At 57.4% G+C, this 25878-nt stretch carries 26 protein-coding genes and 1 pseudogene; 12 read left to right on the top strand and 15 right to left on the bottom strand.

From position 1 onward, the window contains the following. Positions 1 to 6 precede the first annotated feature (6 nt). The gene (napC, locus tag FEM41_RS23095; protein WP_138098834.1) at positions 7 to 609 is read left to right on the top strand and encodes a cytochrome c-type protein NapC; all 603 of its coding nucleotides are present in this window, start codon (positions 7 to 9) and stop codon (positions 607 to 609) included. A 265-nt stretch (positions 610 to 874) separates the two neighbouring features. Beyond that, entirely contained in the window at positions 875 to 1453 is a 579-nt protein-coding gene (nudK, locus tag FEM41_RS23085; RefSeq protein WP_138098832.1) for a GDP-mannose pyrophosphatase NudK, read from the top strand. A gap of 30 nt (positions 1454 to 1483) precedes the next feature. Here the strand turns inward: nudK and tkt are convergent, their stop codons facing one another. Together tkt and tal are read right to left on the bottom strand one after the other, a co-directional pair. Continuing rightward, positions 1484 to 3487 carry a transketolase gene (gene tkt / locus FEM41_RS23080; RefSeq protein ID WP_196240474.1) on the bottom strand — a complete coding sequence of 668 codons (2004 nt, stop codon included), beginning with the start codon at positions 3485 to 3487 and terminating at the stop codon, positions 1484 to 1486. Between the two features lie 21 nt (positions 3488 to 3508). Next, a complete protein-coding gene (gene tal / locus FEM41_RS23075) occupies positions 3509 to 4459 on the bottom strand; it encodes a transaldolase (RefSeq protein ID WP_138098830.1) in 951 nt (316 codons plus the stop codon). Between the two features lie 582 nt (positions 4460 to 5041). On the opposite strand from tal, the gene maeB reads away from it, so the two are divergent. Next, on the top strand, positions 5042 to 7321 hold the full coding sequence (gene maeB / locus FEM41_RS23070; protein WP_138098829.1) for an NADP-dependent oxaloacetate-decarboxylating malate dehydrogenase: 2280 nt from the start codon (positions 5042 to 5044) through the stop codon (positions 7319 to 7321). A 43-nt stretch (positions 7322 to 7364) separates the two neighbouring features. Here maeB and FEM41_RS23065 read toward each other — a convergent pair whose 3' ends face one another. From FEM41_RS23065 to amiA, 11 genes are all read right to left on the bottom strand, one after another. After that, positions 7365 to 8393 (bottom strand): HoxN/HupN/NixA family nickel/cobalt transporter, encoded by a 1029-nt coding sequence (locus FEM41_RS23065; protein WP_421805498.1) that lies wholly within the window; start codon positions 8391 to 8393, stop codon positions 7365 to 7367. A gap of 1 nt (position 8394) precedes the next feature. After that, on the bottom strand, positions 8395 to 9372 hold the full coding sequence (locus FEM41_RS23060; protein WP_138098827.1) for an urea transporter: 978 nt from the start codon (positions 9370 to 9372) through the stop codon (positions 8395 to 8397). 9 nt (positions 9373 to 9381) lie between these two features. Continuing rightward, a complete protein-coding gene (locus FEM41_RS23055) occupies positions 9382 to 10326 on the bottom strand; it encodes an urease accessory protein UreD (protein WP_138098826.1) in 945 nt (314 codons plus the stop codon). Further along, on the bottom strand, positions 10323 to 10958 hold the full coding sequence (gene ureG / locus FEM41_RS23050) for an urease accessory protein UreG (protein WP_138098825.1): 636 nt from the start codon (positions 10956 to 10958) through the stop codon (positions 10323 to 10325). The genes FEM41_RS23055 and ureG overlap by 4 nt, the downstream gene beginning before the upstream one ends. 9 nt (positions 10959 to 10967) lie before the next feature. Beyond that, the gene (locus FEM41_RS23045) at positions 10968 to 11654 is read right to left on the bottom strand and encodes an urease accessory protein UreF (protein WP_138098824.1); all 687 of its coding nucleotides are present in this window, start codon (positions 11652 to 11654) and stop codon (positions 10968 to 10970) included. Next, complete coding sequence (locus FEM41_RS23040; protein WP_138098823.1) at positions 11651 to 12211, bottom strand: urease accessory protein UreE; 561 nt, start codon at positions 12209 to 12211, stop codon at positions 11651 to 11653. Before FEM41_RS23040 ends, FEM41_RS23045 begins: the two co-directional genes overlap by 4 nt. 11 nt (positions 12212 to 12222) lie before the next feature. Continuing rightward, positions 12223 to 13938: an urease subunit alpha gene (locus FEM41_RS23035; RefSeq protein WP_138098822.1), complete on the bottom strand. Its 1716-nt coding sequence runs from the start codon at positions 13936 to 13938 to the stop codon at positions 12223 to 12225. 9 nt (positions 13939 to 13947) lie between these two features. Next, complete coding sequence (ureB, locus tag FEM41_RS23030; protein ID WP_138098821.1) at positions 13948 to 14391, bottom strand: urease subunit beta; 444 nt, start codon at positions 14389 to 14391, stop codon at positions 13948 to 13950. Between the two features lie 46 nt (positions 14392 to 14437). Beyond that, positions 14438 to 14740 carry an urease subunit gamma gene (locus FEM41_RS23025; protein ID WP_138098820.1) on the bottom strand — a complete coding sequence of 101 codons (303 nt, stop codon included), beginning with the start codon at positions 14738 to 14740 and terminating at the stop codon, positions 14438 to 14440. A 323-nt stretch (positions 14741 to 15063) separates the two neighbouring features. Further along, positions 15064 to 15960 (bottom strand): oxygen-dependent coproporphyrinogen oxidase, encoded by an 897-nt coding sequence (hemF, locus tag FEM41_RS23020; RefSeq protein ID WP_138098819.1) that lies wholly within the window; start codon positions 15958 to 15960, stop codon positions 15064 to 15066. Then, positions 15957 to 16838 carry an N-acetylmuramoyl-L-alanine amidase AmiA gene (amiA, locus tag FEM41_RS23015; RefSeq protein WP_138098818.1) on the bottom strand — a complete coding sequence of 294 codons (882 nt, stop codon included), beginning with the start codon at positions 16836 to 16838 and terminating at the stop codon, positions 15957 to 15959. Before amiA ends, hemF begins: the two co-directional genes overlap by 4 nt. A 269-nt stretch (positions 16839 to 17107) precedes the next feature. Here amiA and FEM41_RS23010 point away from each other — a divergent pair, with 269 nt between their 5' ends. Next, positions 17108 to 17533 (top strand): GNAT family acetyltransferase, encoded by a 426-nt coding sequence (locus tag FEM41_RS23010; protein WP_138098817.1) that lies wholly within the window; start codon positions 17108 to 17110, stop codon positions 17531 to 17533. A 46-nt stretch (positions 17534 to 17579) separates the two neighbouring features. On the opposite strand, the gene FEM41_RS23005 is transcribed toward FEM41_RS23010, so the two are convergent. Beyond that, on the bottom strand, positions 17580 to 17972 hold the full coding sequence (locus FEM41_RS23005) for a YgiW/YdeI family stress tolerance OB fold protein (protein ID WP_138098815.1): 393 nt from the start codon (positions 17970 to 17972) through the stop codon (positions 17580 to 17582). Between the two features lie 91 nt (positions 17973 to 18063). Between FEM41_RS23005 and FEM41_RS23000 the strand changes: the two genes are divergently transcribed. The 8 genes and pseudogenes from FEM41_RS23000 (at position 18064) to cysM (ending at position 25303) form a co-directional block, all read left to right on the top strand. Then, positions 18064 to 18507, top strand: a complete 444-nt coding sequence (locus FEM41_RS23000) for a DUF2919 domain-containing protein (RefSeq protein WP_138098813.1) — start codon at positions 18064 to 18066, stop codon at positions 18505 to 18507. A gap of 45 nt (positions 18508 to 18552) precedes the next feature. After that, positions 18553 to 19134 (top strand): RpoE-regulated lipoprotein, encoded by a 582-nt coding sequence (locus FEM41_RS22995; RefSeq protein WP_138098811.1) that lies wholly within the window; start codon positions 18553 to 18555, stop codon positions 19132 to 19134. 123 nt (positions 19135 to 19257) lie between these two features. After that, positions 19258 to 20157: a Dyp-type peroxidase gene (locus FEM41_RS22990; protein WP_138098809.1), complete on the top strand. Its 900-nt coding sequence runs from the start codon at positions 19258 to 19260 to the stop codon at positions 20155 to 20157. 171 nt (positions 20158 to 20328) lie between these two features. Beyond that, positions 20329 to 21348 (top strand): sulfate ABC transporter substrate-binding protein, encoded by a 1020-nt coding sequence (locus FEM41_RS22985; protein ID WP_138098807.1) that lies wholly within the window; start codon positions 20329 to 20331, stop codon positions 21346 to 21348. Next, positions 21348 to 22181 carry a sulfate/thiosulfate ABC transporter permease CysT gene (gene cysT / locus FEM41_RS22980; protein ID WP_138098805.1) on the top strand — a complete coding sequence of 278 codons (834 nt, stop codon included), beginning with the start codon at positions 21348 to 21350 and terminating at the stop codon, positions 22179 to 22181. The genes FEM41_RS22985 and cysT overlap by 1 nt, the downstream gene beginning before the upstream one ends. After that, positions 22181 to 23051: pseudogene (cysW, locus tag FEM41_RS22975) on the top strand (sulfate/thiosulfate ABC transporter permease CysW). The gene cysT and the pseudogene cysW overlap by 1 nt, the downstream one beginning before the upstream one ends. Beyond that, a complete protein-coding gene (gene cysA, locus FEM41_RS22970) occupies positions 23041 to 24126 on the top strand; it encodes a sulfate/thiosulfate ABC transporter ATP-binding protein CysA (RefSeq protein ID WP_138098801.1) in 1086 nt (361 codons plus the stop codon). Before cysW ends, cysA begins: the two are co-directional and overlap by 11 nt. A gap of 265 nt (positions 24127 to 24391) precedes the next feature. Further along, complete coding sequence (gene cysM, locus FEM41_RS22965; protein WP_138098799.1) at positions 24392 to 25303, top strand: cysteine synthase CysM; 912 nt, start codon at positions 24392 to 24394, stop codon at positions 25301 to 25303. Between the two features lie 58 nt (positions 25304 to 25361). Here cysM and crr read toward each other — a convergent pair whose 3' ends face one another. Further along, positions 25362 to 25868 carry a PTS glucose transporter subunit IIA gene (gene crr / locus FEM41_RS22960; RefSeq protein ID WP_138098797.1) on the bottom strand — a complete coding sequence of 169 codons (507 nt, stop codon included), beginning with the start codon at positions 25866 to 25868 and terminating at the stop codon, positions 25362 to 25364. Positions 25869 to 25878: the final 10 nt, after the last annotated feature.

Below are 25878 nucleotides of genomic sequence, written 5' to 3'. Positions count from 1 at the left end.
AGGCGAATGATGGAAGAGCAAAAAAAACCGGGCGTAATTCGCCGTCTGTGGCGCTGGTGGCGCCGTCCGAGCCGTCTGGCGCTCGGCACTTTACTGCTGGTTGGCTTCGGTGCCGGTATTATCTTCTGGGGCGGTTTCAATACCGGTATGGAGATGTCCAACCGCGAAGAGTTCTGTATCAGCTGCCACGAGATGCGTAATACCGTCTACCAGGAGTATATGGAGACGGTACACTACAACAACCGCAGCGGCGTACGCGCCACCTGCCCGGACTGTCACGTTCCCCACGAGTGGGGCCCGAAGATGGTGCGTAAAATCCAGGCCAGTAAAGAGCTGTATGCCAAAGTCTTCGGGATTATCGATACCCCACAGAAGTTTGAGGATCATCGTCTGGCCATGGCTCAGAACGAGTGGCGGCGAATGAAAAACAACAACTCCCAGGAGTGCCGTAACTGTCATAACTTCGACTATATGGACTTTACCGCCCAGAAGACGGTGGCGGCGAAGATGCACGATCGGGCGGTGAAAGAGGGGCAGACCTGTATCGACTGCCATAAGGGTATTGCCCATAAGCTGCCAGAGATGCACGGTATTAAGAACGGATTTTAATCCTGACCCTGAGCCGCCCCGACCGGGCGGCTCAGGTTGATGACAAAGAGGGAAAAAACGTGGTTTTTCCCTCTTTGTGATTATCAGCCGAAAATCAATGAATTGATTTTCCTTGTTTATTTTTCTGGTGATTCTGGCCGAACAGGTTCGACCCGGGTTTGTCATCAGTCTCAGCCGCCCCTGACCGGGCGGCTTTTTTGTGAGCCGCGACAAATTTTGCCTTACCACGTAGTATAGGGGCGAGCCGTAAGTCGTTGGAGCAACTATGTCATCGCTAAAAATAGACGTAATTAAAGATAAGATCCTGTCGGAAAACTACTTCGTACTGCGCAATATCACCTATGACCTGACTCGTGGGAGCGGCGAGGTGGTGCGCCACAAGCGGGAGGTTTACGATCGGGGCAATGGCGCCACCATCCTGCTCTATAATCGGGAACGGCGCAGCGTGGTGTTGACGCGTCAGTTTCGGGTAGCGACCTGGGTTAACGGTAACGCCGACGGTATGCTTATTGAAAGCTGTGCCGGGCTGCTGGACGCCGACGCGCCTGAAGCCTGTGCCCGTAAAGAGGCAATAGAAGAGACCGGCTTTGAAGTGGGAGAGGTGACGAAGCTGTTCGAACTCTATATGTCGCCCGGCGGCGTGACCGAACTGATTCACTTCTTTATGGCCGAATATAGCGAGGCCACGCGGGTTAACGCTGGCGGCGGCGTCGATGATGAAGATATAGATGTGCTGGAACTTCCGTTTGAGAAAGCGCTGGCGATGGTGCGCAGCGGCGAGATTCGCGACGGCAAGACGGTTATCCTGTTACAGCATCTGCAACTGCTGGGCATGATGGATTAACGCGGACCCTTCCCTGGGTCCATGCTCTGGTTAACGCGACTGCCGCGCCAGGGTCTGGCGCGCTTTGTCCACGATATTGTCGACGGTGAAGCCGAAGAACGGGAAAAGCTGCTCCGCCGGGGCTGACTCGCCGTAACTGGTCATACCGACCACATCACCGTGCAGGCCGACATATTTCCGCCAGTAATCGGCAATACCCGCTTCGACTGCCACCCGGGCGCCGATACGGGCGGGCAGTACCGACTCGCGCCAGTCGTCATCCTGGGCGTCGAAGGTGTCGGTGGAAGGCAATGACACTACCCGTACGCCCACGCCTTCCTGTTCAAGGCGCTCTGCCGCCTGCATCGTTACCGCTACTTCCGAGCCGGTGGCGATCAGAATCAGTTCGGTTTTCCCCTGACTCTCTTTCAGTACGTAGCCGCCGCGGGCTATCGCGTCGAGCTGTAGCGGCGTGCGATCCATCTGCGGCAGCCCCTGACGCGACAGAATCAGCGCCGTGGGGCCGGTGCGGTGTTCAATGGCCGCTTTCCAGGCGACTGCGGTTTCGACCTGATCGCAGGGGCGCCAGGTGCTGAAGTTGGGGGTCAGGCGCAGGCTGGCGAGCTGCTCTACCGCCTGGTGAGTTGGTCCGTCTTCCCCCAGACCAATGGAGTCATGGGTATAGACCATAATCTGGTGGGCCTTCATTAACGCCGCCATGCGTGCCGCATTACGGGCATATTCCACGAAGGTCAGGAAGGTGGCGCTGTAAGGCAGAAAGCCGCCGTGCAGGGCGATACCGTTGCTGATGGCGGTCATGGCGAATTCGCGCACCCCGTAGTGGATGTAGTTCCCGGCGATATCCTCTTTGAGCGAGCGAGAGCCGGACCAGATGGTCAGGTTACTGGGGGCCAGGTCTGCCGAGCCGCCCATCAGCTCCGGCAGCGACGGGCCGAAGGCGTTCAGGCAGTTCTGCGATGCCTTACGGCTGGCTATTTTCGCCGGGTTGGCCTGCAACTGATGGATCACCCCCTGGCTCAGGGCCGCCCAGTCTTCCGGTAGTTCGCCGCGCATCCGACGCATAAACTCTCGCCCCTGCTGCGGGTTGGCTTCGCTCCATTGCGCCAGCCGGCTCTCCCATTCGGCTTCGGCACGCTCACCGCGCGCTCTGGCATTCCACGCCTGGTAGATATCATCGGGAATCGAGAAGGGGGGATATGTCCAGCCCAGCTGTTTGCGGGCCAGCGCCACCTCCTCTTCGCCCAGCGCCGCGCCGTGCGCCTCTTCCTTACCGGCCTTATTGGGGGAGCCGAAACCGATAATGGTGCGGCAGATAATCAGCGAAGGCTTGTCCTTCACCCGCTGGGCTTCCTGAATCGCACGACGGATAGCTTCCGGATCGTGGCCGTCAATCTCATGGACCACGTGCCAGTGATAGGCTTCGAAGCGTCTGGCAGTGTCGTCGGTAAACCAGCCTTTGGTTTCGCCATCGATAGAGATGCCGTTGCAGTCGTAAAAACCAATCAGCTTACCCAGCCCAAGGGTTCCGGCCAGTGAACAGGCTTCGTGGGAGATCCCCTCCATCAGACAGCCGTCGCCCATAAATACCCATGTATAGTGGTCGACGACCTCGTGGCCCGGCTGGTTAAACTGTGCCGCCAGGGTGCGTTCGGCAATCGCCATCCCCACGGCGTTGGCCAGCCCCTGGCCCAGTGGGCCGGTGGTGGTTTCAACGCCGGGCGTCAGCCCGGATTCGGGGTGACCGGGGGTTCGGGAGTGGAGCTGGCGAAAGTTTTTCAGCTCATCCAGCGGCAGATCGTAGCCGCTCAGGTGCAGCAGGCTGTAGAGCAGCATCGAGGCGTGCCCGTTTGAGAGCACAAAGCGGTCGCGATCCTGCCACAGCGGGTTGGCGGGATTATGTTTCAGGAAGTCGTTCCATAACACTTCGGCAATATCCGCCATCCCCATAGGCGCGCCGGGATGCCCCGAATTCGCCTTCTGTACGGCATCCATACTCAGGGCGCGGATAGCGTTGGCAAGTTGTTGTCGGTTCATTATTCACTCCAGGGAAGGCAGTTAGAATCTGGAGGAGAGGAGATCCTCCAGCTTGCGTTGATCGATGGCGAACAGCCGAATGCCTTCGGCCAGTTTGTCCACCGCCATGGGGTCTTCATTGTGTTCCCAGCGGAATTCCGCCTCGTTAAGCGGGGCCGGGCGTTTAAAGCCCTGTGAATTGGGGACCAGCTTGCGGGGCGCCGGTTCTTCGCTTTCCTGTAACTGCTGGAGCAGGGACGGAGAGATGGTCAGGCGGTCGCAGCCCACCAGCGCCAGAATCTGTTCGGTTCGGCGGAAGCTGGCGCCCATCACGATGGTTCCGAAGTTGTGTTGCTTATACCAGGCGTAGATATTGCGCACCGACTTCACGCCGGGGTCCTCATCCACCACGTAAGGATTCAGGGGCTGACGCGCCTGGTACCAGTCGTAAATACGGCCCACGAACGGCGAGATCAAAAAGACGCCCGCTTCGGCGCAGGCTCTGGCCTGAGCGAAAGAGAACAGCAGGGTGAGGTTACAGTTGATACCCTCTTGTTCCAGCAGCTCTGCGGCGCGAATACCCTCCCAGGTGGAGGCGAGTTTGATCAGGATGCGTGATTTATCGATCCCCTGTTGCTGATACAGCTCCACCAGGCGGCGGGCTTTGGCAATGCTTTTCTCCTGGTTGAAGGAGAGGCGGGCGTCCACTTCGGTAGAAACCCGGCCAGGAACGCTTTTAAGAATTTCTACGCCAAAGTTAACCGCCAGCTTGTCGCAGGCATTCATGACCTGCTCTTCATGGGTGTCCCCCTGCTTTTTGCCCCATTCAATGGCATCGTTAATCAGATGCTGGTACTGCTCCAGCGCCGCGGCCTTAAGCAGCAGGGATGGGTTGGTCGTGGCATCCTGGGGTTGATAGTGGCGAATGGATTCAATATCGCCGCTGTCGGCAACCACGGTGGTGAACTGTTTGACGGCGTCTAGTTGGTTCATTTTAAACTCCCTGGTTATATACCCGTCATACTTCAAGCTGCAGGTGCGTTGGCTACGCTCAGCTATTCGGCCCATCCATGGGCCTCACCCTTCCAGGGCCGCACTTATCGTGCGTTCAAATCTGTTCCTGACAGATTTGTCACCCCAGTCACATAGTTTTCTATGCTCTTGGGGATGATGAGCCTTTGGCTCACCTGGAGGGTAAGCCGCAAGCGCTGTTCAAACCGGTAAACCGGTTTGTCACTCCCTTGCCGCGTGACGAGGCTCTGGTGGGCCTCGCCCCTTCGGGGCCGTGCTGAAGCACGTTCATATCTGCCTGCGGCAGCCATGTCCTGCAACTCGAATTATTTAGGGTATAGAAAATACCTTGTGGCATAACAGAAAAAGGATAGCAGAGAGGTGTGGTAATGCTTTGCAGGATATGTAACATAACGGTTAAAACTAAATAACATTTCGAGACCCGTGATGCTGATACTTTGGCTCTGTTCAAAGTTTGCGTGGCGGCTCGGCGCGATACTCTACCGGTGCCAGATGGCGCCATATCCCTGACATCTTCCTTAGCGAAAAAGATAGGAACAAAAAATGGACGAACAGTTAAAGCAAAGTGCCCTCGATTTCCACGAGTTCCCCGTGCCGGGCAAAATTCAGGTTTCGCCGACCAAGCCGCTGGCAACCCAGCGCGACCTGGCGCTGGCCTACTCCCCGGGCGTGGCGGTACCTTGCCTTGAGATTGCCGCCGATCCCCTCGCGGCCCACAGATACACGGCGCGCGGTAACCTGGTGGCCGTGGTCTCTAACGGTACTGCGGTGCTGGGGCTGGGAAATATCGGCGCACTGGCTGGTAAACCCGTTATGGAAGGGAAGGGCGTGCTGTTCAAGAAGTTTGCCGGCATCGATGTGTTCGACATCGAAGTTGACGAAACGGATTCCGATAAGCTTATCGACGTGGTGGCGGCGCTGGAGCCGACCTTCGGCGGGATCAACCTGGAAGACATTAAGGCACCCGAGTGCTTCTACATTGAGAAGAAGCTGCGCGAGCGCATGAATATTCCGGTCTTCCACGACGACCAGCACGGTACCGCCATCATCTGTACTGCCGCGGTGCTGAACGGCCTGCGGGTGGTGAAGAAGAACATTTCCGATGTGCGGCTGGTGGTTTCTGGCGCGGGCGCGTCAGCTATTGCCTGTATGAACCTGCTGGTGGCGCTGGGTATGCAGAAGCACAATATCGTGGTGTGCGACTCCAAAGGTGTTATCTATAAGGGCCGTGAAGAGAACATGGCTGAAACCAAGGCTGCCTACGCCGTCGATGACAACGGCCAGCGTACCCTGGGTGAGGCGATTGAAGGCGCCGATATCTTCCTGGGCTGCTCCGGCCCGAAAGTGCTGACTCAGGAGATGGTCAAGAAGATGGCCGACTCGCCGCTGATTCTGGCGCTGGCTAACCCGGAGCCGGAAATCATGCCGCCGCTGGCGAAAGAGGTGCGCCCGGACGCCATTATCTGCACTGGCCGTTCCGACTTCCCCAACCAGGTTAACAACGTTCTCTGCTTCCCGTTTATCTTCCGTGGCGCGCTGGACGTGGGCGCCACCGCCATTAACGAAGAGATGAAGCTGGCGGCGGTACACGCCATTGCCGAACTGGCCCACGCCGAACAGAGCGAAGTAGTCGCTTCCGCCTATGACGATCAGGAGCTTTCCTTCGGGCCGGAATATCTGATCCCCAAACCGTTCGACCCGCGCCTGATCGTTAAGATCGCGCCGGCCGTCGCGAAAGCGGCGATGGATTCCGGCGTGGCGACGCGGCCCATCAGCGACTTCGAAGCCTATAAGGATAAGCTGACCGAGTTTGTTTATAAGACCAACCTGTTTATGAAGCCGATCTTCTCCCAGGCGCGTAAGGATCCCAAGCGAGTGGTACTGGCGGAAGGCGAAGACAACCGCGTGCTGCACGCCACCCAGGAGCTAATCTCGCTGGGGCTGGCGAAGCCTATCCTGATCGGTCGTCCGAGCGTGATCGAAATGCGCATCAAGAAACTGGGTCTGCAGATCGAGCCGGGTCGTGATTTCGAGATCGTGAACAACGAATCCGATCCGCGCTACAAATCGTACTGGAGTGAGTATTACGAGATCATGAAGCGCCGCGGCGTGACTCAGGAGCAGGCCCAGCGGGCGATCCTGAGCAACACTACCGCCATCGGCGCCATCATGGTGCACCGTGGCGAGGCCGACGCGCTGATCTGCGGTACGATTGGCGAATATCACGAGCACTTCTCGGTGGTGGAGAAACTGTTTGGCTATCGCGAAGGGGTAAGTGCGGCCGGGGCGATGAACGCGCTGATGCTGCCGAGCGGCAACACCTTTATTGCCGATACCTACGTGAACGACGATCCGACGCCGGAACAGCTGTCGGAAATCACCCTGATGGCGGCGGAAACCGTGCGTCGCTTCGGGATTGAACCTAAAGTGGCGCTGCTGTCGCACTCCAACTACGGCTCTTCGGATGCTCCGGCGGCTCGTAAGATGCGCCAGACCCTGGAGCTGGTGCGCGAGCGAGCGCCGGATCTGATGATCGACGGTGAAATGCACGGTGATGCGGCGCTGATGGAGAACATCCGTAACGATCGTATGCCGGACAGCCCGCTGAAAGGCTCGGCTAACATCCTGATTATGCCGAATATGGAAGCGGCGCGTATCAGCTACAACCTGCTGCGCGTTTCCAGTTCGGAAGGGGTGACGGTAGGACCGGTGCTGATGGGCGTCGCCAAACCGGTTCACGTGCTGACCTCTATCGCTTCGGTACGTCGTATCGTGAATATGGTAGCGCTGGCGGTGGTTGAAGCCCAGACCAACCCGCTGTAAGCCCGCCGGAAAAACCGATCGCCCAGGCGATCGGTTTTCCTTGCTACTTCTGACCTTCTGCCTGTAGCCTGTCGTAGCCGCATAGCCGGTAATTCACCAGCGAGACCAGCCAGAACAGAACGAACAGCCCGAGTACCCAGAACCCCATATTGCCCAGGTTATCGTTCAGCGCCGCGATTTTTTCCCACCATATGCCGTGCAGCCCCAGTTTATCGACCAGTAGCCCTAATGCCTCAATGCCGCCGATAAACAGCGCGACCACTACGGAAGCGCCGGTGATCGTCATGTTATAGTACATCTTGCGTAGCGGGTGTGAGAAAGCCCAGCCGTAGGCACCGATCATCACCATATTGTCGAGCGTATCGATAAATATCATCCCTACGGTAAACAGGGCAGGGAATAGCATGAGCGAAGCCGCGCTCATGCCTTGCTCTGCTCCGGCGGCGGAAAGCCCCAGCAGGCCAATTTCGGTGGCGGTATCGAAGCCCAGACCGAAAAGAAAACCGACCAGGTACATATGCCAGCTGTGGTTGACCAGACGAAATAGCGGCTGGCACAGACGGCTCAGCCAGCCGCCGGTTTGCAGCGCGTCGGGCGCTTCAGTCGGCGGAGCCTTTCCCCGTTTGATCATGCGGAATTTTTTCCAGATGGTCAGCAGAATGCTGAGGTTAATCAGCGCTACGGCCATCAGGAACAGGGCCGATATTATCGTACCGAAGGTGCCGCCAATGGCGTGTATTCCCTCCAGCCGGTTGCGAAAATGCAGCGTCGTGAAGGCGATGGCCAGCGAAGCCAGGATCACGATGGTCGAATGACCGAGCGAGAAAAAAGCTCCCACGGTTGTGGGGGTTTGCCCCTGCTGCATCAGTTTGCGGGTCACGCCGTCGATAGCGGCGATATGATCGGCGTCTACTGCGTGCCGTAGCCCGAAGCTGTAGGCGAGTAGCGCTGTGCCCATCAGGGCGCTACTGTGGCCAAAGGTTGCGAAGGTTAACAGCCAGACGCCGATATTTATCAGCAGCAGCAGTAGCAGCAGCAGGACGGCGCGCTGGCGGGTTTTTTCCTCTGAGATTTTAAACACAGTCCCTCTCCTTAGTCGGTTCGGAGCCAGGCGCGGACAGCAGATAACACCAGGTTACCGAGACGAAAGGCATGGTTAATGAAGGGATGCCGAACGGTGCCAGTAGCGTATTAAAGGCGCCCTGAACCAGTACCGTGGACAGAATTCCAGCCAGGCAGCGGGGGAGTGCTGACTTCCCCGGAACAGGAAAGGCGCTGCCCAGCGCGACAGCCGTGAGTACGGCGCTGAAGGCGTATAGCCCCTCTCTCAATGATGCGGGTTCTGCCTGCAGCCCCCAGGCGATGCTTAGCGCCAGCGCGGCCCCCAGCAGGGCATAGCCCATCGCCCGCGGGGAAGATATCGCCAATCCCAGCAGGATTAGGGTGCCGGACAGGGCGTTATCGGCCAGGAAGACCTGAGATACGCCAGACAGGAATTCCCTGAGCAGATCGCCGGGGAGTGATGGAATGTCCGTAAAGACGCGTGCCAACGGAAGCTCCGGCGGTGGCAGATGCGCCGGTGGGAGAGCATTAAAATGATAGCTGCCCAGCAGCGTTACCCAGCTTGCCAGTACAAAAGGCGCGGTCAGTGCTGGCAGAGGTCCGGGCGCCAGCCAGCGATTCAGAGCCACGGTGATTCCGGGCGATAGCAGGCTCCAGAAAACAATAGAGCACCACATCAGGGGGCCTGGAGCCAGAAATGTTGGCAGCGCAACGCCGAGCAGACAGGCGTTATAGCCATACAGCCCCTGAGCCAGCCCGGCGCGATCGGTTGCTTGCAGCGCGGCGGTGATAGTCGCGATAACGGTGGCCAGCAGGCAGCCCCAGGCAATCTGCGGCATACCGGCCTGGAAAGCGGCAAGAAAGATGGCGATAAAAAATAGCAGGCCGCAGGTTGGGTTATTCTGGAACATGACCTGTGAACAGCCGCGCAGCGTCCAGCTCAGGATTTGGCCCGGCGGATTGCGGCGCCATGATAAAAGTAACTGCATATTTCCCCCTTAGCGCCAGAGAAAGGGAGCACTCAGGCCGACGCCGATGATCTCTTCACGGACAATCTGCCAGAACTCCCGGATCGCCGATTTCACATGGCGCGGTTCCATTCCCAGTACTTTGAATATCAGCCCGCCCTCATTTGGCAGCAGGCTGGCGCCGCAGGCTATGCCCGCGTCGGGATGATACCTGGGCCGGGTTCGCGCCAGGATACAGGCGTGGTAGCGTACCGGCGTAAGCAGAATGACGTTACCGAATACGTTGAAAGGCCCCATTACGCCACAGCCGTTTAGCGGCTGGCTGTCGGGGCGCAGCACGTAGCGTTCGCTAAAGATCTCTTCGCCGCTGGGGCGGCTGGCGCAGATATGCGACGACCAGAGAGTGAAACGGAACCCGCGATCGGCCGGATGGTGCTTGCGGCCTGATGCGAGTATCTCGCTATAGAGAAGCGTGGCCGTCGGATGCTGAGTGATATGGGTGTCCGACAGAAAACGGGAACCGCTGTGGGGGATCGTTGGATCCGGCATCAGTTCCAGATAGCTCTCTTCTTGCAGTACGATCTGCTGACGCTGGATGGCGTAGTTGTGCGTCATCGCGTGGATTTTGGTTGCCGACTGCGTCGTGACATGGGCGCAGGCGCCAGGGGCCATATGGATGTCCAGCATCAGCCTGTCGCCTTGTAACACGCAGCCAGAGGTGGAGATCATAAAGACGCAGGGCATCTGCGGCATGGACTCGTCCCAGTAGAGCGCTCGCTGTACCAGGCTGGGCGCCCGCCGATCCATATCCGCCAGCACGCTGCGTTCGCCTCGTTGGGCAAAAGACAGATGCAGATAGCCGTTTTTTCCTGCGCTGCCGCTGGCCATTTGTGGCGGCTCGTCCTGGTACATGGCAAGCTCAGGCGCGCGTTGCCCGAGCTGTGCTATTGCGTCAAACGCCTGAGCGATAGTCATTGCGCCCCCTTCTGAGGATGAATGAACAAAAGGTCGCGCATAATCATATCGACCAGTTCTGTCACGCCTTCACCGGTTTTGCAGTTGGTCAGAATGTAGGGGCGATTGCCGCGAACCTGGCGGGTATCATGCTCCATCACCGCCAGGCTGGCGCCGACATAAGGCGCCAGATCCGTTTTGTTAATAACCAGAATGTCGGCCTGTACCAGGCCCGGACCATTCTTGCGCGGGATCTTTTCGCCTTCCGCCACATCAATGACGTAGAGATAAAAGTCGGCCAGCGCCGGGCTAAAGGTCAGGGTCAGGTTGTCACCGCCGCTTTCAATCAGTACCAGATCGCTGTCGGGAAAGCGGGCTTCCATCTCTTCGACCGCAGCAATATTCATGCTGGGATCTTCCCTGACTGCGGTATGAGGACAGGCGCCGGTTTCTACGCCGAGAATCTTTTCTTCGTCCAGGATACCCTTCAGGGTGCGTTTAACCTGCTTTGCGTCCTCGGTTGTGACGATATCGTTGGTGATAATCAGCGGGCTGATGCCGCGCTGAATCAGTTGCGGAGTAATCACTTCAATAATGGCGGTTTTGCCGGATCCGACGGGTCCCCCCACGCCGATGCGGGTAATCTTTTTCACTCTTTTTCCTTAGTTACTAAACAGACGGGTAAAGGCTTTTACGTGCAGCGCCGCCAGAATTTCGGCGACTGGCGCGTAGCTGGCCATCTGATGTACGTCTTCCTGTTCCGCCAGATCGCACAACGCTTCAATGTCCAGGTTCAGTTCAAACAGGATTTTCTGTATTTCGATATGGGTAATGCGCATCAGCCTTAGCGCCGCGCTGAGCTGGGCCATTGCCACACCGTACAGATGGGTGGCGACCACTTCGCGCGGCCGCGTATTCAACGAACTCATCACCAGAGCCTGAGTGATGGGCCAGCTTCCTGGAGTTGCGCCTTTCCTGATTTGCGCCAGCCACCACAGGGTGCGTTCATCGCCGGTAATTTCTGCGGCCATCTCCGCCATTTTCTTACCCATGCGCGTTAGCATCACCCGGCCCTCTTCGTTGAGTCTGCGGTTAACCAGCATCCGATCGTGGGCCAGCACCCGTGGGCGATCGTCCTGCGTCAGGGCGCGACAGCAGGAGGCGACGGCCCGGGCATCCCCGGTCGCCGCCTGGCGCAGAGCGTCGCGGGTAAAGTCGGCCAGAGTGGTGACATCGCGTATCACGCCGTGCTGGATGGCAGATTCAACGCCGCTGGAAAAAGCGAAGGCGCCAACCGGCAGTACTGAATCCCCAAACTGAAGGATGCGTATCAGACGTAACGCGTTCATGAGCGCAGGGTGTCCACGTGAACGTGGGTGCTGGCATCCTCCGCACCGCCAAACAACAGGCGCGCTTCTGATGGCGTAAGCGCCGGTAGCACCGTTTCGCCGGGGACGAAAGACCAGGCAATATGGCGAAAGTCGTGAGCTTTCAGCACTGTCTCCATAACGTGGCGGGCCACGATGAGCGGAACAAAGATGCGGTTATCCCGGATGACCGCCTTCCAGTGCTGGTTGCCCAGCGCGTGCCCCAGTTCGAAGGCGATCCTGAGCGCCGACCCAGGTTCCGTCTGGAGCTGGATCACCATAACGTCGCGCAGCTGAATGTGTACCACCACGGCCAGCTGTCGGGCTTCGTCCCACAGGAGTACATCACCGTCGCTCAGCAGCTGGTTGCGCGTCAGCGCGATCCCCAGCTCGATTCCGTCGCGGGTCAGTTTGCGACAGCGGCTCTTTTGCGCTTCCCACTGGGAAAGCGCCAGGACGTCGGCATCGATTTGCGCCAGGCGCTGCTGCCACAGGGGGTCACGCTTTACGTTACCCAGAATCGTTTCAACAATGATCATGAGCACTCCGGTTAGCTGAAGAAGTATTTCTGGTTAAGCACCGCGTGTTTCACCGGCTTGACGGTGGCGTGTTCGTCGTTTACCCGGACGGCGAAGGTTTCGGGATCGACATCAATGCGCGGCGTTTCTGCGTTGCGGACCATATCGCCCTTGGAGATTGCCCGGCAGTTGTGAACCACCATCACCCGGCGTTCCAGACCGAGCTTATCCTGAATACCGGCCTCTCTGGCCGCCCGCGAAACGAAGGTCACGCAGGTTTCCTGGGCAACCTTGCCCTGATGGCCAAACATGGGGCGATAGAAGGTGGGCTGAGGTGTGGGCAATGACGCGTTGGGGTCGCCCATAACCGCCCAGCTAATCATTCCGCCTTTAATGACCAGTTTGGGTTTAGCGCCGAAAAAGCGCGGATCCCATAACACCAGATCGGCCATTTTACCGATCTCGACAGATCCCAGAACATGGCTGATACCCTGAGCAATGGCAGGATTGATCGTGATTTTGGCGATGTAGCGCAGTACCCGGAAATTATCGTTACCTTCCGCATCTTCCGGTAGCTTGCCTCTGGCCGCCTTCATCGCATGCGCGGTCTGCATGACCCGCAGCCAGTTTTCACCCACCCGACCCATTGCCTGCGAGTCACTGGAGAATATCGACAGTACCCCCATATCGTGCAGCACGTTTTCCGCGGCGATAGTTTCAGGGCGCACGCGGCTTTCCGAAAAAGCGACATCGGCGGGAACCTGAGGATTGAGGTTGTGGCAGACCATGATCATATCGAAAAGCTCGGCCTGGCTATTAATACCAAACGGCAGGGTGGGGTTGGTGGAACTGGGCAGTACGTTCGTGAGCGACGCCACCTTAATAATATCGGGCGCGTGCCCGCCGCCGGCGCCTTCAGTATGGAAGGTGTGGACGGTGCGCCCTTCAAAGGCGTCGATAGTATCTTCTACGTAGCCTCCCTCGTTCAGGCTGTCGGTGTGTACGGCGACCTGAATATCCATATCGTCTGCGACCCGCAGCGCATGGCGTAGTGCGGACCCGGTGGCCCCCCAGTCCTCGTGGACTTTCAGCCCGACCGCGCCCGCGAGGATCTGCTCTTCCAGCGGCGCAGCCTGCGAGGCGTGCCCCTTACCCAGAATACCGACGTTAACCGGCAGGCTTTCGAAGGCGCGCAGCATCCGGTGAATATGCCAGGGGCCGGCGGTGACCGTGGTGCCGTTGGAACCGTCCGTTGGGCCCACGCCGCCGCCAAAAAAGGTGGTGATGCCGTTAGAAAGCGCGTGCTCAGCCTGCTGGGGAGAGATAAAGTGAATATGCGTATCAATGCCTGCCGCGGTCAGGAGCAGGTGCTCTCCGGCGATCACATCGGTACCGACGCCTACCACCATGCCTGGCGTGACGCCGTCCATGATCGAGGGATTGCCGCACTTACCGATGCCGACAATACAGCCGTTCTTAATCCCCACATCGGCCTTAATCACTCCGTGGCGGGCGTCGAGTAACGTGACATTGGTGATCGCCAGATCCAGTACGCCGCTGCTGGTCAGGCGGTTGTCGGCTCCCATGCCATCGCGCAGCGATTTACCGCCCCCGTAAACTGACTCTTCGCCGTAGCCGCGCAGATCTTTTTCGATTTCGATAATCAGATTGGTGTCGCCCAGGCGAATTTTATCGCCAACGGTGGGGCCAAACAGGCCCGCATATTCCTGACGTGAGATAACTGGCATGACTGCTCCTTATTCCGCAACCGGCGGCTCTTCGTCTTTCAGATTCTGATAGCCAAGGGCTATCGCGTTATTTACCGTCCGGATTTTTTCGGCCCGCTCTCCATTTGCGATCGGGCTTTCGCCTGTCCAGCCATCGACCAGGTTATTAAATCCATACAGCGTCTTTTTTCCGCCTACTGAAATTAAGGGCACCTCTATTTCATCTCCAGGTTCAAAGCGGATGGCTGTCGTTGAGGCAATATTCAGGCGTTTGCCATAGGCCGCATGACGGTCGAACAGTAGGGCTTTATTTGCTTCAAAGAAGTGAAAGTGGGAGCCTATTTGAATTGGGCGGTCACCGGTATTTCTGACTTTAATTCGGATTTCTTCTCTTTTTTCATTAAAAGCGATCGGTGATTCATGAAGAATATACTCGCCAGGAACGACGGTTTGTTCTGTTCTTTTTTTAGACATTGTGCATTTCCATTAAGAATAACGACGAATAGCGCGGTTGCGAATATCACAGGATCGGATCGTGAATAGTGACCAGGCGGCTACCGTCGGTAAAGATGGCTTCTACCTGCACGTGTGGTATAAGCTCGCTGACGCCATCCATAACATCCTGGCGGCACAGCACATGGCGGGCGTCATGCATCACCTCTTCAAGCGTTTTTCCTTCTCTGGCGCCTTCCAGCGCCGCGACGGTAATCATGGCGACCGCCTCCGGATGATTAAGTTTTAGCCCCCTCCCTTTACGTCTGCTCGCTACATCAGCGAGCGTATATATCATGAGTTTTTCCATCTCACGCGGCGTTAATTGCATAGCTCCTCCAGTTCATAGTGATAATGGCAATCAAAAAATCTAAACAGCCAGTAATGAACTGTATAGTTCTGCAAATGTAACAAAAACATGAAAACTAAGAAGGGATGTTGATTACTTTTATTAAAAGAGTTTTATTGAAAACGAACGGCTATAATTGTATGGATAAGTTTCATATATAAGAAGTTAATGGGGGGGATGGATGTTTAATAGGGTTTTTCTTGGCGGGGAATTGCGTGCAAATATTCTAATACGAATTTTAAAATATTAGAAGGATAACTTAAGCGGCGAGGCATCCCGCCAGAAACGGGATGCAGTTGAGGGGATTAAATCCAGTCGCGAACGCGGATGAATTGCGCCAGCGTAGCCTCCGGGCTGCCAGGCTCGGGCTGGTAGTCGTACTGCCAGCGCACCAGCGGCGGCATCGACATCAGTATCGATTCGGTGCGCCCACCGGTCTGCAGGCCAAACAGGGTGCCGCGATCCCAGACCAGGTTAAACTCCACGTAGCGCCCGCGGCGCCACAGCTGAAATTCGCGCTCGCGCTCGCCCCAGGACAGGGTGCGACGCTTGTCGACAATCGGCAGATAGGCGTCCAGATACCCCTGGCCGACGGCGCGAGTGAAGTCGAAGCAGTGGTCGAAGTCCGGGATGTTCAGATCGTCATAGAACAGACCGCCAATACCGCGTTGTTCATCCCGGTGTTTCAGCCAGAAATATTCATCGCACCACTTCTTGTAGCGCGGGTAGAGCTCTTCGCCGAACGGCTGGCAGAGATCGCGCGCGGTGCGGTGCCAGTGGCGGGCATCTTCCTCAAAGCCGTAATAGGGGGTGAGATCGAAACCGCCGCCAAACCACCACACCGGTTCGGCCCCTGGCTTTTCAGCCATAAAGAACCGCACGTTGGCATGACTGGTGGGAACGTAAGGATTGCGCGGATGCACTACCAGCGAAACCCCCATCGCCTCGAAACTGCGGCCTGCCAGCTCGGGGCGGTGCGCCGTGGCGGAAGCCGGCATCTGGTCGCCGTGGACGTGAGAAAAGTTAACCCCTGCCTGTTCGAATAGCTCGCCATTCAGTACCCGGGTACGACCGCCGCCGCCGCCCGGGCGCTGCCAGTTATCTTCGCGAAAACGGCTGTCATCACGGCTGGCGAGCTCATGACAGATGCTGTCCTGCAGTTCCTGCAGGTAGGTTTTTACTTTTTGAATATCGGGTTTCATGATGCTGCTTTGCGTTTAGAGTGAGCCTTGTGGTTATCGAACCAGTTAAAGTAGTTCACCACGCCGCCCGCGATGGCATGGGCGATTTTCTGACGAAATGCGGTGGTGCCCAACAGGCGCTCTTCTGCAGGGTTGGTGATAAATGAGGTTTCCACCAGTACCGACGGTATAGAAGGTGATTTTAGCACCACAAAGGCGGCCTGTTCAGTGCTCTTACTGTGCAGGCGGTGAACCGCGCGAATTTGCTTAAGCACATGAGATCCCAGGGTCAGGCTGTTGCTTATAGTATCGGTCTGAACCAGATCGAACAGCACCTGCTGCAGGTAGTGGTCGCGATTTTTGGCCTTGCTGCCCGCCACGTCATCGGCGGCGTTTTCACGCTCGGAAAGGTATTTGGCCATAGCGCTACTGGCGCCGCGGTTAGAGAGCGCAAAGACCGATGCGCCGGAAACCGAAGGGTTGGTAAAGCCGTCCGCGTGGATCGACATAAAGAGATCGGCGCCGTGCTTGTGGGCGATCTCCACCCGGTCATAGAGTGGAATAAATTCGTCGGTAGTGCGGGTCAGACGGGCATCGTAGCCCTTCTGGCGCAGAATGGTACGCACGTTTTTGGCGATGGCCAGTACTACGTGCTTCTCCATGGAGCCGTTGCTCCCGAGCGCGCCGCTATCGATACCGCCATGGCCGGGATCCAGTACGATCACCCGGCGACCGCCGGATTTACGGCTGGGGGTACTGTGCCCGTTCTGGGTCTTTAATGCCTTACTCTCTTCCCGGGCGTACGCGCTATTGAGTCCGGCAAAGGTCAGTGCAGCCAGACCGGTTAATAAAAACTGGCGGCGTGATGCAATGGGTTGCAGCGTCTTTATTTTACTCATACGGCCTTGTTGTTTTGTCTTTGTGATGTCCCTTGAAGCCTGAAGGCTCCATTATTGTTACTTTAGCCACGCCCCTGGGGCGGGGTGTTGTTATATCCTATCGTAACTTGTGAAACGCCAGCGGCTGATAACAAATGTTTTACTTTTCATTTCAATCAATGACAGTCGCTATTATGCCACCGATAGCGATGTTGTGAGGCCAGGATATTGGCTATTTCTTCTATTGAAGCCATAATCAGCCTTTTCAGGGTAAAAACGCGGGGCTACTCATGGAGATACGCATTTTTCGCCAGGATGATTTCGAAGAGATAATTACGCTCTGGGAACGCTGCGAGCTGCTGCGCCCCTGGAATGATCCTGAAATGGATATCGAACGTAAAATGAATCATGACCCGGATCTGTTCCTGGTCGCCGAAGTGGGCGGAGAGATTGTCGGCTCGTTAATGGGTGGATACGACGGCCACCGGGGGGCGGCATACTATCTGGGGGTGCATCCGGAATTCCGCGGTCGCGGTATCGCCAATGCGCTGCTCAGCCGTCTTGAGAAAAAGCTGATTGCCAGGGGCTGCCCAAAAATCAACATTCAGGTGCGCGAAGATAATGACGTGGTCATTGGAATGTATGAGCGTCTGGGGTATGAACAGCAGGATGTGATTAATCTTGGGCGACGTCTGATAGAAGATGAAGAGTACTAAATGAAGCTGAAGCGCGCCCCGTGGCTCAACGGGGCGCAATAATCGATTACGGTTTGGTGATTCTCTTAACGTCGATTTCGACCGAGTTCCAGTCTTTATCCACTTCACCTTCGATACGGACTTTATCTTTCGGGGTCACCGTCAGACCGCCCCAGATGTCGTCGTCGATATCGACATTGACTGAGCCGCTGGCGTCGCGGAATTCATACAGTTCCTTGCCGACTTTACGTACGATACTGCCTTCCAACACCACCCAGCTATCGTCGCGCAGACCTTTCGCCTTTTCCACCGTGGTATTGGAAACGTTAGGACCAACAAACCCCCCCTGACGCTGGGTCGACTGAGTATCCGGACCGGAAAAACCGCCATTCTGAGCCATTGCAGAGGTTGTGGTCAGAGTGGCAGCGGCGAACAGCAGAGCCAGAACGCTTTTTTTCATCTTAATCTCCTTATTCGTGTTACGCATATGTGCGTACGGCTTTCACAATGCCATAATTTACCGCTTCCATCTTATCTAAAGCTTAAGGCATATGTGGGAAGCATCTGATTATAATAGCCAGGGCTGGTTAAGGCTGCCGCCGCTATTTTGGGTGGTGCTGGTGCTACAGGCTCGTACCTGGGTACTGTTGGTGCTGGCAGGAGCCTCACGCCAGCAGGGGGAGACGCTGCTCGCACTGTTCTATCCGGACCGTACCGCCTTTTGGCTCGGCCTGCTGGCGGGGATCCCCGCAGCCCTGGCGTTTCTGCTTAGCGGACGCCGTCACCGGTTTGTGCGACTGTGGCGGGGATGGCGGTGGGTGCTTATCGTGGCACAATTAGCCCTTTCACTCTGGCAACTGTGGATGCTGGCACAGGGAGAGGCGGAAACCGTGACCGCGCTGGCGTTGCTTATCGTCGATCTGCTGGCGTTCTGGTGGCTTCTGGTCAGCCACCGCCTGCGTGCCTGTTTTGAGCAGGTTGGCACTTTTACCTGATGCCGCACTCCAATAGTGCGTCATACAACAAGTTCGGGAATGAGAATGAATAAACTGCGAGCATTACTGATCGGGGGGCTGGTACTGATGACGAGCGGCTGCTCGACCCTGTCTGAGGTTCACTGGTCGAAGATGGCGCCCTGGAACTGGTTTGGTTCCTCTATCAGCGTCAGTGATAACGGCGTAGGGGGCATCAGCGCCGCCACGCCGCTTAACGAAGAGGCTCTTGCCGACGGCCTGAACGGGGATTACCGGTTGCGCAGCGGTATGAGGATGACCAACGGGCGGGTGATGAGCTATTACGAAGCCCTGAAGGACGACAAAGTGGCGCTGATTATCAGCGGCGATGGCGGCCAGGTCGGGAAAATCGAGGTGATGGACGAGGATATCGCCACCGCTGACGGCGACGTGAAGCCTGGAACGCCCTTTAGCGACCTGTATAGCAAGGCTTACGGCGCCTGCACCAAAGGCAGCGGCGACGATGCTGAACTGGTGGTCTGCAAGGCGCCGAACAGCCAGCACCTGAGCTATCTGTTCGGCGGTACCTGGCGCGGACCGGAAGGGCTGATGCCTTCTGACGACACTCTGAAAGAATGGACGTTGAAAAAAATCGTCTGGCAGCGTTAAGCCGCGATACTATATAGCCCTGTCGCGCCGCGTTTATCCGGCGCTGATTTCATCACAGGACGGGTGGTATAAGCCCGCATAATAATTAACGCGCTGTCGTTGAGTTTATTTTCAGGAGGAGTTATGTCCCGGGTGCAGACCGGTATTTTGCCGGAACACTGTCGCGCCGCTATCTGGCTGGAAGCGAGTTTTCAGGGGGATTTCGCTGCGCTGAAGCAGGGATGTCAGGATTTTCATGCACGTCTGGAAGCGCTGCGCGCCCAGTGGCCGGATGCCCGCCTCGGCGCGGTGGTGGCCTTTGGACACGATCTGTGGCGCGATCTGAGCGGCGGCGTTGGCGCGCCGGAGCTGAAAAACTTTACCCCGCTCAGTAAGGGACTGGCCCCGGCCACCCAGCGTGATGTGCTGATCCACATCCTTTCCTGGCGTCATGACGTTAACTTCAGCGCTGCCCAGGCCGCGCTGGCGGCCTTCGGCGATGCGCTGAAGGTGGAAGAGGAAACCCACGGCTTCCGCTGGGTGGAAGAACGCGACCTCAGCGGTTTTGTGGATGGCACCGAAAACCCGGCCGGTGAAGAGCTGCGTCGCGAGTATGGCATCATCAACGGCGGCGTGGACGATGGCGGCAGCTACGTGCTCGCCCAGCGCTGGGAGCACAACCTGAAGCAGCTCGACCGCATCAGCGTGCCCGATCAGGAGATGATTTTTGGTCGTACCAAAGCGGCGAATGAAGAGATTGAACCGGAAGAGCGTCCGGTCACTTCGCACCTGACCCGTGTGGACCTGGAAGAAGACGGCAAGAGCCTGAAGATTATTCGCCAGAGCCTGCCTTATGGTACCGCCAGCGGTCCCCATGGCCTGTATTTCATTGCCTATTGCGCGCGGTTGCACAACATCGAGCAGCAGCTACTGAGCATGTTCGGTGAAGCCGACGGCAAGCGCGACGCCATTCTGCGCTTTACCAAACCCGTGACTGGCGGCTACTACTTCGCCCCCTCCCTGGACCGTCTCCTGGCCCTGTGAGTCAACTCTGGCGCGGCTTTCCGGTCGCGCCGCCTTCTTATATTGTTTTGCGCTTGTAAATCACCAAACGGTATATAAAAGCGTTACAGCTTTGCCTCCCGTTATAAATACACTGATATCCATTGAAGTATCGGCGTGATTGCTGCTGGATTCAGAGATTAGGGTGGGAGAATGTCCGTTAAGTCATTAAAAACATCAGGACGCGCGCTGGCGGTTTCGCTACTGTTGCTGGCGGGCCAGGCGCAGGCGACCGAGCTGCTCAACAGCTCCTACGACGTTTCGCGTGAGCTATTTGCCGCGCTGAACCCACCGTTTGCCAAACAGTGGGCCAGTGAAAACAACGGCGATCGCCTGACCATCAAACAGTCCCACGCCGGATCCTCGAAGCAGGCGCTGGCGATTCTGCAGGGCTTAAAAGCCGACGTTGTAACTTATAACCAGGTGACCGATGTGCAGATCCTGCACGATCGTGGCCGCCTGCTCCCCGCCGACTGGCAGAGCCGCCTGGCGAATCATAGCTCGCCGTTTTACTCCACCATGGCGTTCCTGGTGCGCAAGGGAAACCCGAAGAATATCCACAGTTGGCAGGATCTGGGACGCAGCGACGTTAAGCTTATTTTCCCGAACCCGAAAACTTCGGGCAATGCGCGTTACACATACCTGGCGGCCTGGGGGGCAGCCTGGAAGGCGGACGGCGGCGATAAGGCGAAAACCGAACAGTTTATGACCCGCTTCCTGAAAAATGTTGAAGTCTTCGATACCGGCGGCCGCGGCGCCACCACCAGCTTCGTGGAACGCGGACTGGGTGATGTGTTGATTAGCTTTGAATCCGAAGTGAACAATATCCGCAACCAGTACCCGGACCAGCAGTTTGAGGTCGTGGTGCCGAAGGTCAACATCCTGGCGGAATTCCCGGTGGCCTGGCTGGATAAAAACGTGAAAGCTCGCGGTACTGAAAAAGCGGCGAAGGCATACCTGAATTACCTGTACAGCCCACCGGCCCAGAAGATCATTACCGATTTTTATTATCGGGTAAACAACCCGCAACTGATGGGGCAGTTGAAGGATCGCTTTCCGGAAACCGAGCTGTTCCGGGTGGAAGATCTGTTTGGTGGCTGGAGTGAAGCTATGAAAACCCACTTTGCTAGCGGTGGCGAACTGGACCAACTGCTGGCGGCGGGGCGTAACTGATGTTTGCCGCTTCGTCAAAGCGGGTATTGCCAGGCTTTACCCTGAGCCTGGGCACCAGTCTGCTGTTCGTCTGCCTGATTCTGCTGCTGCCGCTGAGCGCGCTGGTGATGCAGTTGTCCCAGATGACCCTGGATCAATACTGGGAAGTGGTTACCAATCCACAGGTGGTGGCCGCCTATAAGGTGACCCTGCTCTCTGCCGCCGTGGCGTCGGTGTTTAACGGCGTTTTCGGCATGCTGATGGCCTGGATTCTGACTCGCTATCAGTTCCCCGGTCGTAGCCTGCTGGACGGGTTGATGGACCTGCCGTTCGCGCTGCCGACGGCCGTGGCGGGCCTGACCCTGGCGTCGCTCTTTTCGACCAACGGCCTGTACGGCGAATGGCTGGGCGAGATGGGCATTAAGGTGACCTACACCTGGCTCGGTATTGCGGTGGCGATGGCCTTTACCAGCGTACCCTTTGTGGTGCGTACCGTTCAGCCGGTACTGGAAGAGCTGGGGCCGGAATACGAAGAAGCGGCTCAGACCCTGGGAGCGACCCGCTTTCAGAGCTTTCGCCGGGTGGTGCTGCCGGAACTTTCTCCGGCGCTGATGGCCGGCGTGGCGCTCTCTTTTACCCGTAGCCTGGGGGAGTTCGGTGCGGTGATCTTCATCGCTGGTAATATCGCCTGGAAGACCGAAGTGACTTCGCTGATGATTTTTGTTCGGTTGCAGGAGTTTGACTATCCGGCAGCCAGCGCCGTGGCGTCGGTGATTCTGGGGGCGTCGCTGTTGCTGCTGTTTAGCATCAACACGCTGCAGAGCCGCTTTGGTAAACGGGTAGGGGGGCACTGATGTCTGAGGTAACTCAACTTTACGATCGTCCACGGGTGGACTGGGTGAAATGGCTGCTGATTGGTATTGGCGCGCTGTTTTCATTCCTGCTGCTGGTAGTGCCGATGATCTACATCTTCACCCAGGCCTTTGCCAAAGGGGTGATGCCGGCGCTGAATAATCTGGCGGACCCTGACATGCTGCACGCCATCTGGCTGACGGTGCTGATCGCGCTGATCACGGTGCCGGTTAACCTGGTGTTCGGTACGCTGCTGGCCTGGTTGGTGACGCGCTTTACTTTTCCCGGTCGCCAGCTGCTGTTGACCCTGCTGGATATTCCCTTCGCGGTATCGCCGGTGGTGGCAGGCCTGGTCTATCTGCTGTTTTACGGTATTAACGGCCCGGTGGGATCCTGGCTGGATGCCCACGGCCTGCAGATTATGTTCTCCTGGCCCGGCATGGTGCTGGTCACCATCTTTGTGACTTGCCCCTTCGTGGTACGTGAACTGGTGCCGGTGATGATGAGTCAGGGCAGCAATGAAGATGAAGCCGCTATCCTACTGGGGGCATCCGGCTGGCAGATGTTCCGCCGGGTAACGCTGCCCAATATCCGCTGGGCGCTGCTGTATGGCGTGGTGTTGACCAACGCCCGCGCTATTGGCGAGTTTGGCGCGGTGTCGGTAGTTTCCGGCTCGATACGCGGCGAGACGCTGTCGCTGCCATTGCAGATAGAACTGCTGGAGCAGGACTACAACACGGTCGGCTCCTTTACCGCCGCGGCCCTGCTGGCCCTGATGGCGATTATTACCCTGTTTTTAAAGAGCACGTTGCTTATGAAGCCTGATAATCAGCACAAACGCCAGCAACAGGAGGGACAACAATGAGCATTGAGATCGACACAATCAAAAAATCATTTGGCCGTACCCGGGTGCTGAACGATATCTCACTGGACATTCCTTCCGGCCAGATGGTGGCGCTGCTGGGGCCTTCTGGTTCCGGAAAGACCACGCTGCTACGTATTATCGCCGGGCTCGAAAGCCAGAGCAGCGGACGTATTCGCTTCCACGGCACCGACGTCAGCCGTCTGCATGCCCGGGATCGTCGGGTAGGCTTTGTGTTTCAGCATTACGCGCTGTTCCGCCATATGACGGTATTCGACAATATTGCCTTCGGTCTGACGGTGCTGCCGCGTCGTCAGCGCCCGGATGCTGCGACCATTCGCCAGAAGGTCACCAAACTGCTGGAGATGGTGCAGCTGGCCCATCTGGCGGACCGCTTTCCGGCTCAGCTTTCCGGAGGTCAGAAGCAGCGCGTTGCGCTGGCCCGTGCGCTGGCGGTGGAGCCACAGATTTTGCTGCTGGATGAACCCTTTGGCGCGCTGGATGCTCAGGTACGTAAAGAGCTGCGTCGTTGGCTGCGTGAATTGCATGAAGAGCTGAAATTTACCAGCGTCTTCGTGACCCACGACCAGGAAGAGGCGATGGAAGTGGCCGATCGTGTGGTGGTGATGAGCCAGGGCAACATCGAACAGGCCGATGCGCCGGAGTTGGTATGGCGTGAACCGGCGACCCGTTTCGTGCTGGAGTTTCTGGGCGAGGTCAATCGCCTGAGCGGTACCCTGCGCGGCGGTCAGTTCCACGTTGGCGCTCACCGCTGGTCGCTGGGTTTCACTCCGAGCTGGCAGGGCGAGGTGGATCTGTTCCTGCGTCCCTGGGAGGTCGACGTCAGCCGTCGCACCAGTCTGGATTCGCCGCTGCCGGTGCAGGTAGTAGAGGTAAGCCCCCGCGGTCACTATATGCAGCTGGTGGTGCAGCCCGAAGGCTGGAGTCGCGAGCTGCTGACGGTAGTGATGCAGGATGAGCAGCCCCTCAGACGCGGCGATCGCCTGTTCGTCGGTTTGCAGAACGCGCGAATTTATCATGGCGATGAGCGTATTCAGCCGGTTGCGTTAGCGCGCACAGCCTGATATACCCGTTATACTTCAAGCTGCAGGCGCGTTGGCTGCGCTTGTTCACCCCGGTTACATAGTACGGCTATGCTCCCGGGGATTCACTCTCTTGCCGCGTTACGAGGCCCTGATGGGCCTCGCCCCTTCGGGGCCGTGCTAAAGCACGTTCATATCTGCCTGTGGCAGATATGTCCTGCAACTCGAATTATTTAGGGTATAGAAGAGAAGAAAGAGTCACCAGAAGCGGCCATCTGGCCGCTTTTATTTTCTGGATAAGTAAAACGTGAGCACACTGGAAAACACAATTGGCAATACCCCGTTGGTTCGCCTGCAGCGCATGGCGCCGGATAACGGCAGTGAAATTTGGGTCAAGCTGGAGGGCAGCAATCCCGCTGGTTCGGTAAAGGATCGGGCGGCGTATTCGATGATAGTCCATGCCGAGGCGCGCGGCGATATTAAACCGGGCGATGTGCTTATCGAAGCCACCAGCGGCAACACGGGGATCGCTCTGGCGATGATCGCGGCGCTGAAAGGGTACCGCATGAAACTGCTGATGCCGGATAACATGAGCCTGGAGCGTCAGGCGGCGATGCAGGCCTACGGCGCTGAGCTAATTCTGGTGAGTAAGAGCGACGGCATGGAAGGCGCCAGGGCGCTGGCCCGGGATATGGCAGAGCGCGGCGAAGGCTACGTGCTGGATCAGTTCAACAATCCGGATAACCCGCTGGCCCATTATGAAACTACCGGGCCGGAGATCTGGCGCCAGACTGCTGGCAGGCTGACCCACTTTGTTTCCAGTATGGGGACCACCGGCACCATTACCGGGACATCGCGTTTCCTGCGCGAGCAGAGTAAGCCGATCACCATCGTCGGGCTGCAGCCGGAAGAGGGCAGCAGCATTCCGGGAATTCGCCGCTGGCCCCGGGAGTGGATGCCGGGCATCTTCGATGCCGCGCTGGTAGACGAAGTGCTGGATATCAGCCAACAGGATGCAGAAGTCACCATGCGCCGTTTGGCGAGGGAAGAGGGGATTTTCTGCGGCGTGAGTTCCGGCGGCGCGGTGGCGGGCGCTCTGCGCGTGGCGCGTACCACGCCGGGGGCGGTGGTGGTGGCGATTATCTGCGATCGCGGCGATCGTTATCTTTCCACCGGCGTTTATGGCGAAGAGCCCCTGACTCAGGGAGCGGGTATCTGAATCCTGCCCATAAAAAAACGGCGCCAGAGAGCGCCGTTTTTACATTGGGTAAACGCGATTATTTTTTAATACGGATAACCGGCGTTTCGCCAACGGTTACGCTACCGGACAGCTTGTTGAGCTCTTTGATTTCATCCATATTGGAGATAACAACCGGGGTCAGCGTAGATTTCGCTTTCTCTTCCAGCAGCGGCAGATCGAACTCGATGATCACGTCACCGACTTTCACGCGCTGGCCTTCTTCAGCGATGCGCTTGAAGCCTTCGCCTTTCAGCTCAACGGTATCGATACCGAAGTGGACGAACAGCTCAATGCCGCTATCAGATTCGATAGAGAAGGCGTGGTTAGTTTCAAAAATTTTACCGATGGTGCCGTCAACCGGTGCGACCATTTTGTCGCCGGTCGGTTTGATAGCGATACCATCGCCAACGATTTTCTCAGCGAATACCACGTCAGGTACGTCTTCGATATTGACGATTTCGCCGGACAGCGGCGCAACGATATCAATTGTACCGGTATCGCTGCCGCCTTTATTGTCACCGAACAGTTTACTAAAAAACCCCATTAACCTTCTC

It is taken from the genome of Jejubacter calystegiae, assembly GCF_005671395.1.
Lineage (GTDB): Bacteria > Pseudomonadota > Gammaproteobacteria > Enterobacterales > Enterobacteriaceae > Jejubacter > Jejubacter calystegiae.
Note: the sequence above shows the minus strand (reverse complement) of the source record. Positions and strands in the feature narration are given on the sequence as shown.

Excerpts from the sequence above, each read along its gene's own strand:
- napC (WP_138098834.1), top strand. The coding sequence starts at position 7 with ATGATGGAAGAGCAAAAAAAACCGGGCGTAATTCGCCGTCTGTGGCGC.
- nudK (WP_138098832.1), top strand. The coding sequence starts at position 875 with ATGTCATCGCTAAAAATAGACGTAATTAAAGATAAGATCCTGTCGGAA.
- tkt (WP_196240474.1), bottom strand. The coding sequence starts at position 3,487 with ATGAACCGACAACAACTTGCCAACGCTATCCGCGCCCTGAGTATGGAT.
- tal (WP_138098830.1), bottom strand. The coding sequence starts at position 4,459 with ATGAACCAACTAGACGCCGTCAAACAGTTCACCACCGTGGTTGCCGAC.
- maeB (WP_138098829.1), top strand. The coding sequence starts at position 5,042 with ATGGACGAACAGTTAAAGCAAAGTGCCCTCGATTTCCACGAGTTCCCC.
- FEM41_RS23060 (WP_138098827.1), bottom strand. The coding sequence starts at position 9,372 with ATGCAGTTACTTTTATCATGGCGCCGCAATCCGCCGGGCCAAATCCTG.
- FEM41_RS23055 (WP_138098826.1), bottom strand. The coding sequence starts at position 10,326 with ATGACTATCGCTCAGGCGTTTGACGCAATAGCACAGCTCGGGCAACGC.
- FEM41_RS23045 (WP_138098824.1), bottom strand. The coding sequence starts at position 11,654 with ATGAACGCGTTACGTCTGATACGCATCCTTCAGTTTGGGGATTCAGTA.
- FEM41_RS23040 (WP_138098823.1), bottom strand. The coding sequence starts at position 12,211 with ATGATCATTGTTGAAACGATTCTGGGTAACGTAAAGCGTGACCCCCTG.
- FEM41_RS23035 (WP_138098822.1), bottom strand. The coding sequence starts at position 13,938 with ATGCCAGTTATCTCACGTCAGGAATATGCGGGCCTGTTTGGCCCCACC.
- ureB (WP_138098821.1), bottom strand. The coding sequence starts at position 14,391 with ATGTCTAAAAAAAGAACAGAACAAACCGTCGTTCCTGGCGAGTATATT.
- FEM41_RS23025 (WP_138098820.1), bottom strand. The coding sequence starts at position 14,740 with ATGCAATTAACGCCGCGTGAGATGGAAAAACTCATGATATATACGCTC.
- hemF (WP_138098819.1), bottom strand. The coding sequence starts at position 15,960 with ATGAAACCCGATATTCAAAAAGTAAAAACCTACCTGCAGGAACTGCAG.
- amiA (WP_138098818.1), bottom strand. The coding sequence starts at position 16,838 with ATGAGTAAAATAAAGACGCTGCAACCCATTGCATCACGCCGCCAGTTT.
- FEM41_RS23010 (WP_138098817.1), top strand. The coding sequence starts at position 17,108 with ATGGAGATACGCATTTTTCGCCAGGATGATTTCGAAGAGATAATTACG.
- FEM41_RS23005 (WP_138098815.1), bottom strand. The coding sequence starts at position 17,972 with ATGAAAAAAAGCGTTCTGGCTCTGCTGTTCGCCGCTGCCACTCTGACC.
- FEM41_RS23000 (WP_138098813.1), top strand. The coding sequence starts at position 18,064 with ATGTGGGAAGCATCTGATTATAATAGCCAGGGCTGGTTAAGGCTGCCG.
- FEM41_RS22995 (WP_138098811.1), top strand. The coding sequence starts at position 18,553 with ATGAATAAACTGCGAGCATTACTGATCGGGGGGCTGGTACTGATGACG.
- FEM41_RS22990 (WP_138098809.1), top strand. The coding sequence starts at position 19,258 with ATGTCCCGGGTGCAGACCGGTATTTTGCCGGAACACTGTCGCGCCGCT.
- FEM41_RS22985 (WP_138098807.1), top strand. The coding sequence starts at position 20,329 with ATGTCCGTTAAGTCATTAAAAACATCAGGACGCGCGCTGGCGGTTTCG.
- cysT (WP_138098805.1), top strand. The coding sequence starts at position 21,348 with ATGTTTGCCGCTTCGTCAAAGCGGGTATTGCCAGGCTTTACCCTGAGC.
- cysA (WP_138098801.1), top strand. The coding sequence starts at position 23,041 with ATGAGCATTGAGATCGACACAATCAAAAAATCATTTGGCCGTACCCGG.
- crr (WP_138098797.1), bottom strand. The coding sequence starts at position 25,868 with ATGGGGTTTTTTAGTAAACTGTTCGGTGACAATAAAGGCGGCAGCGAT.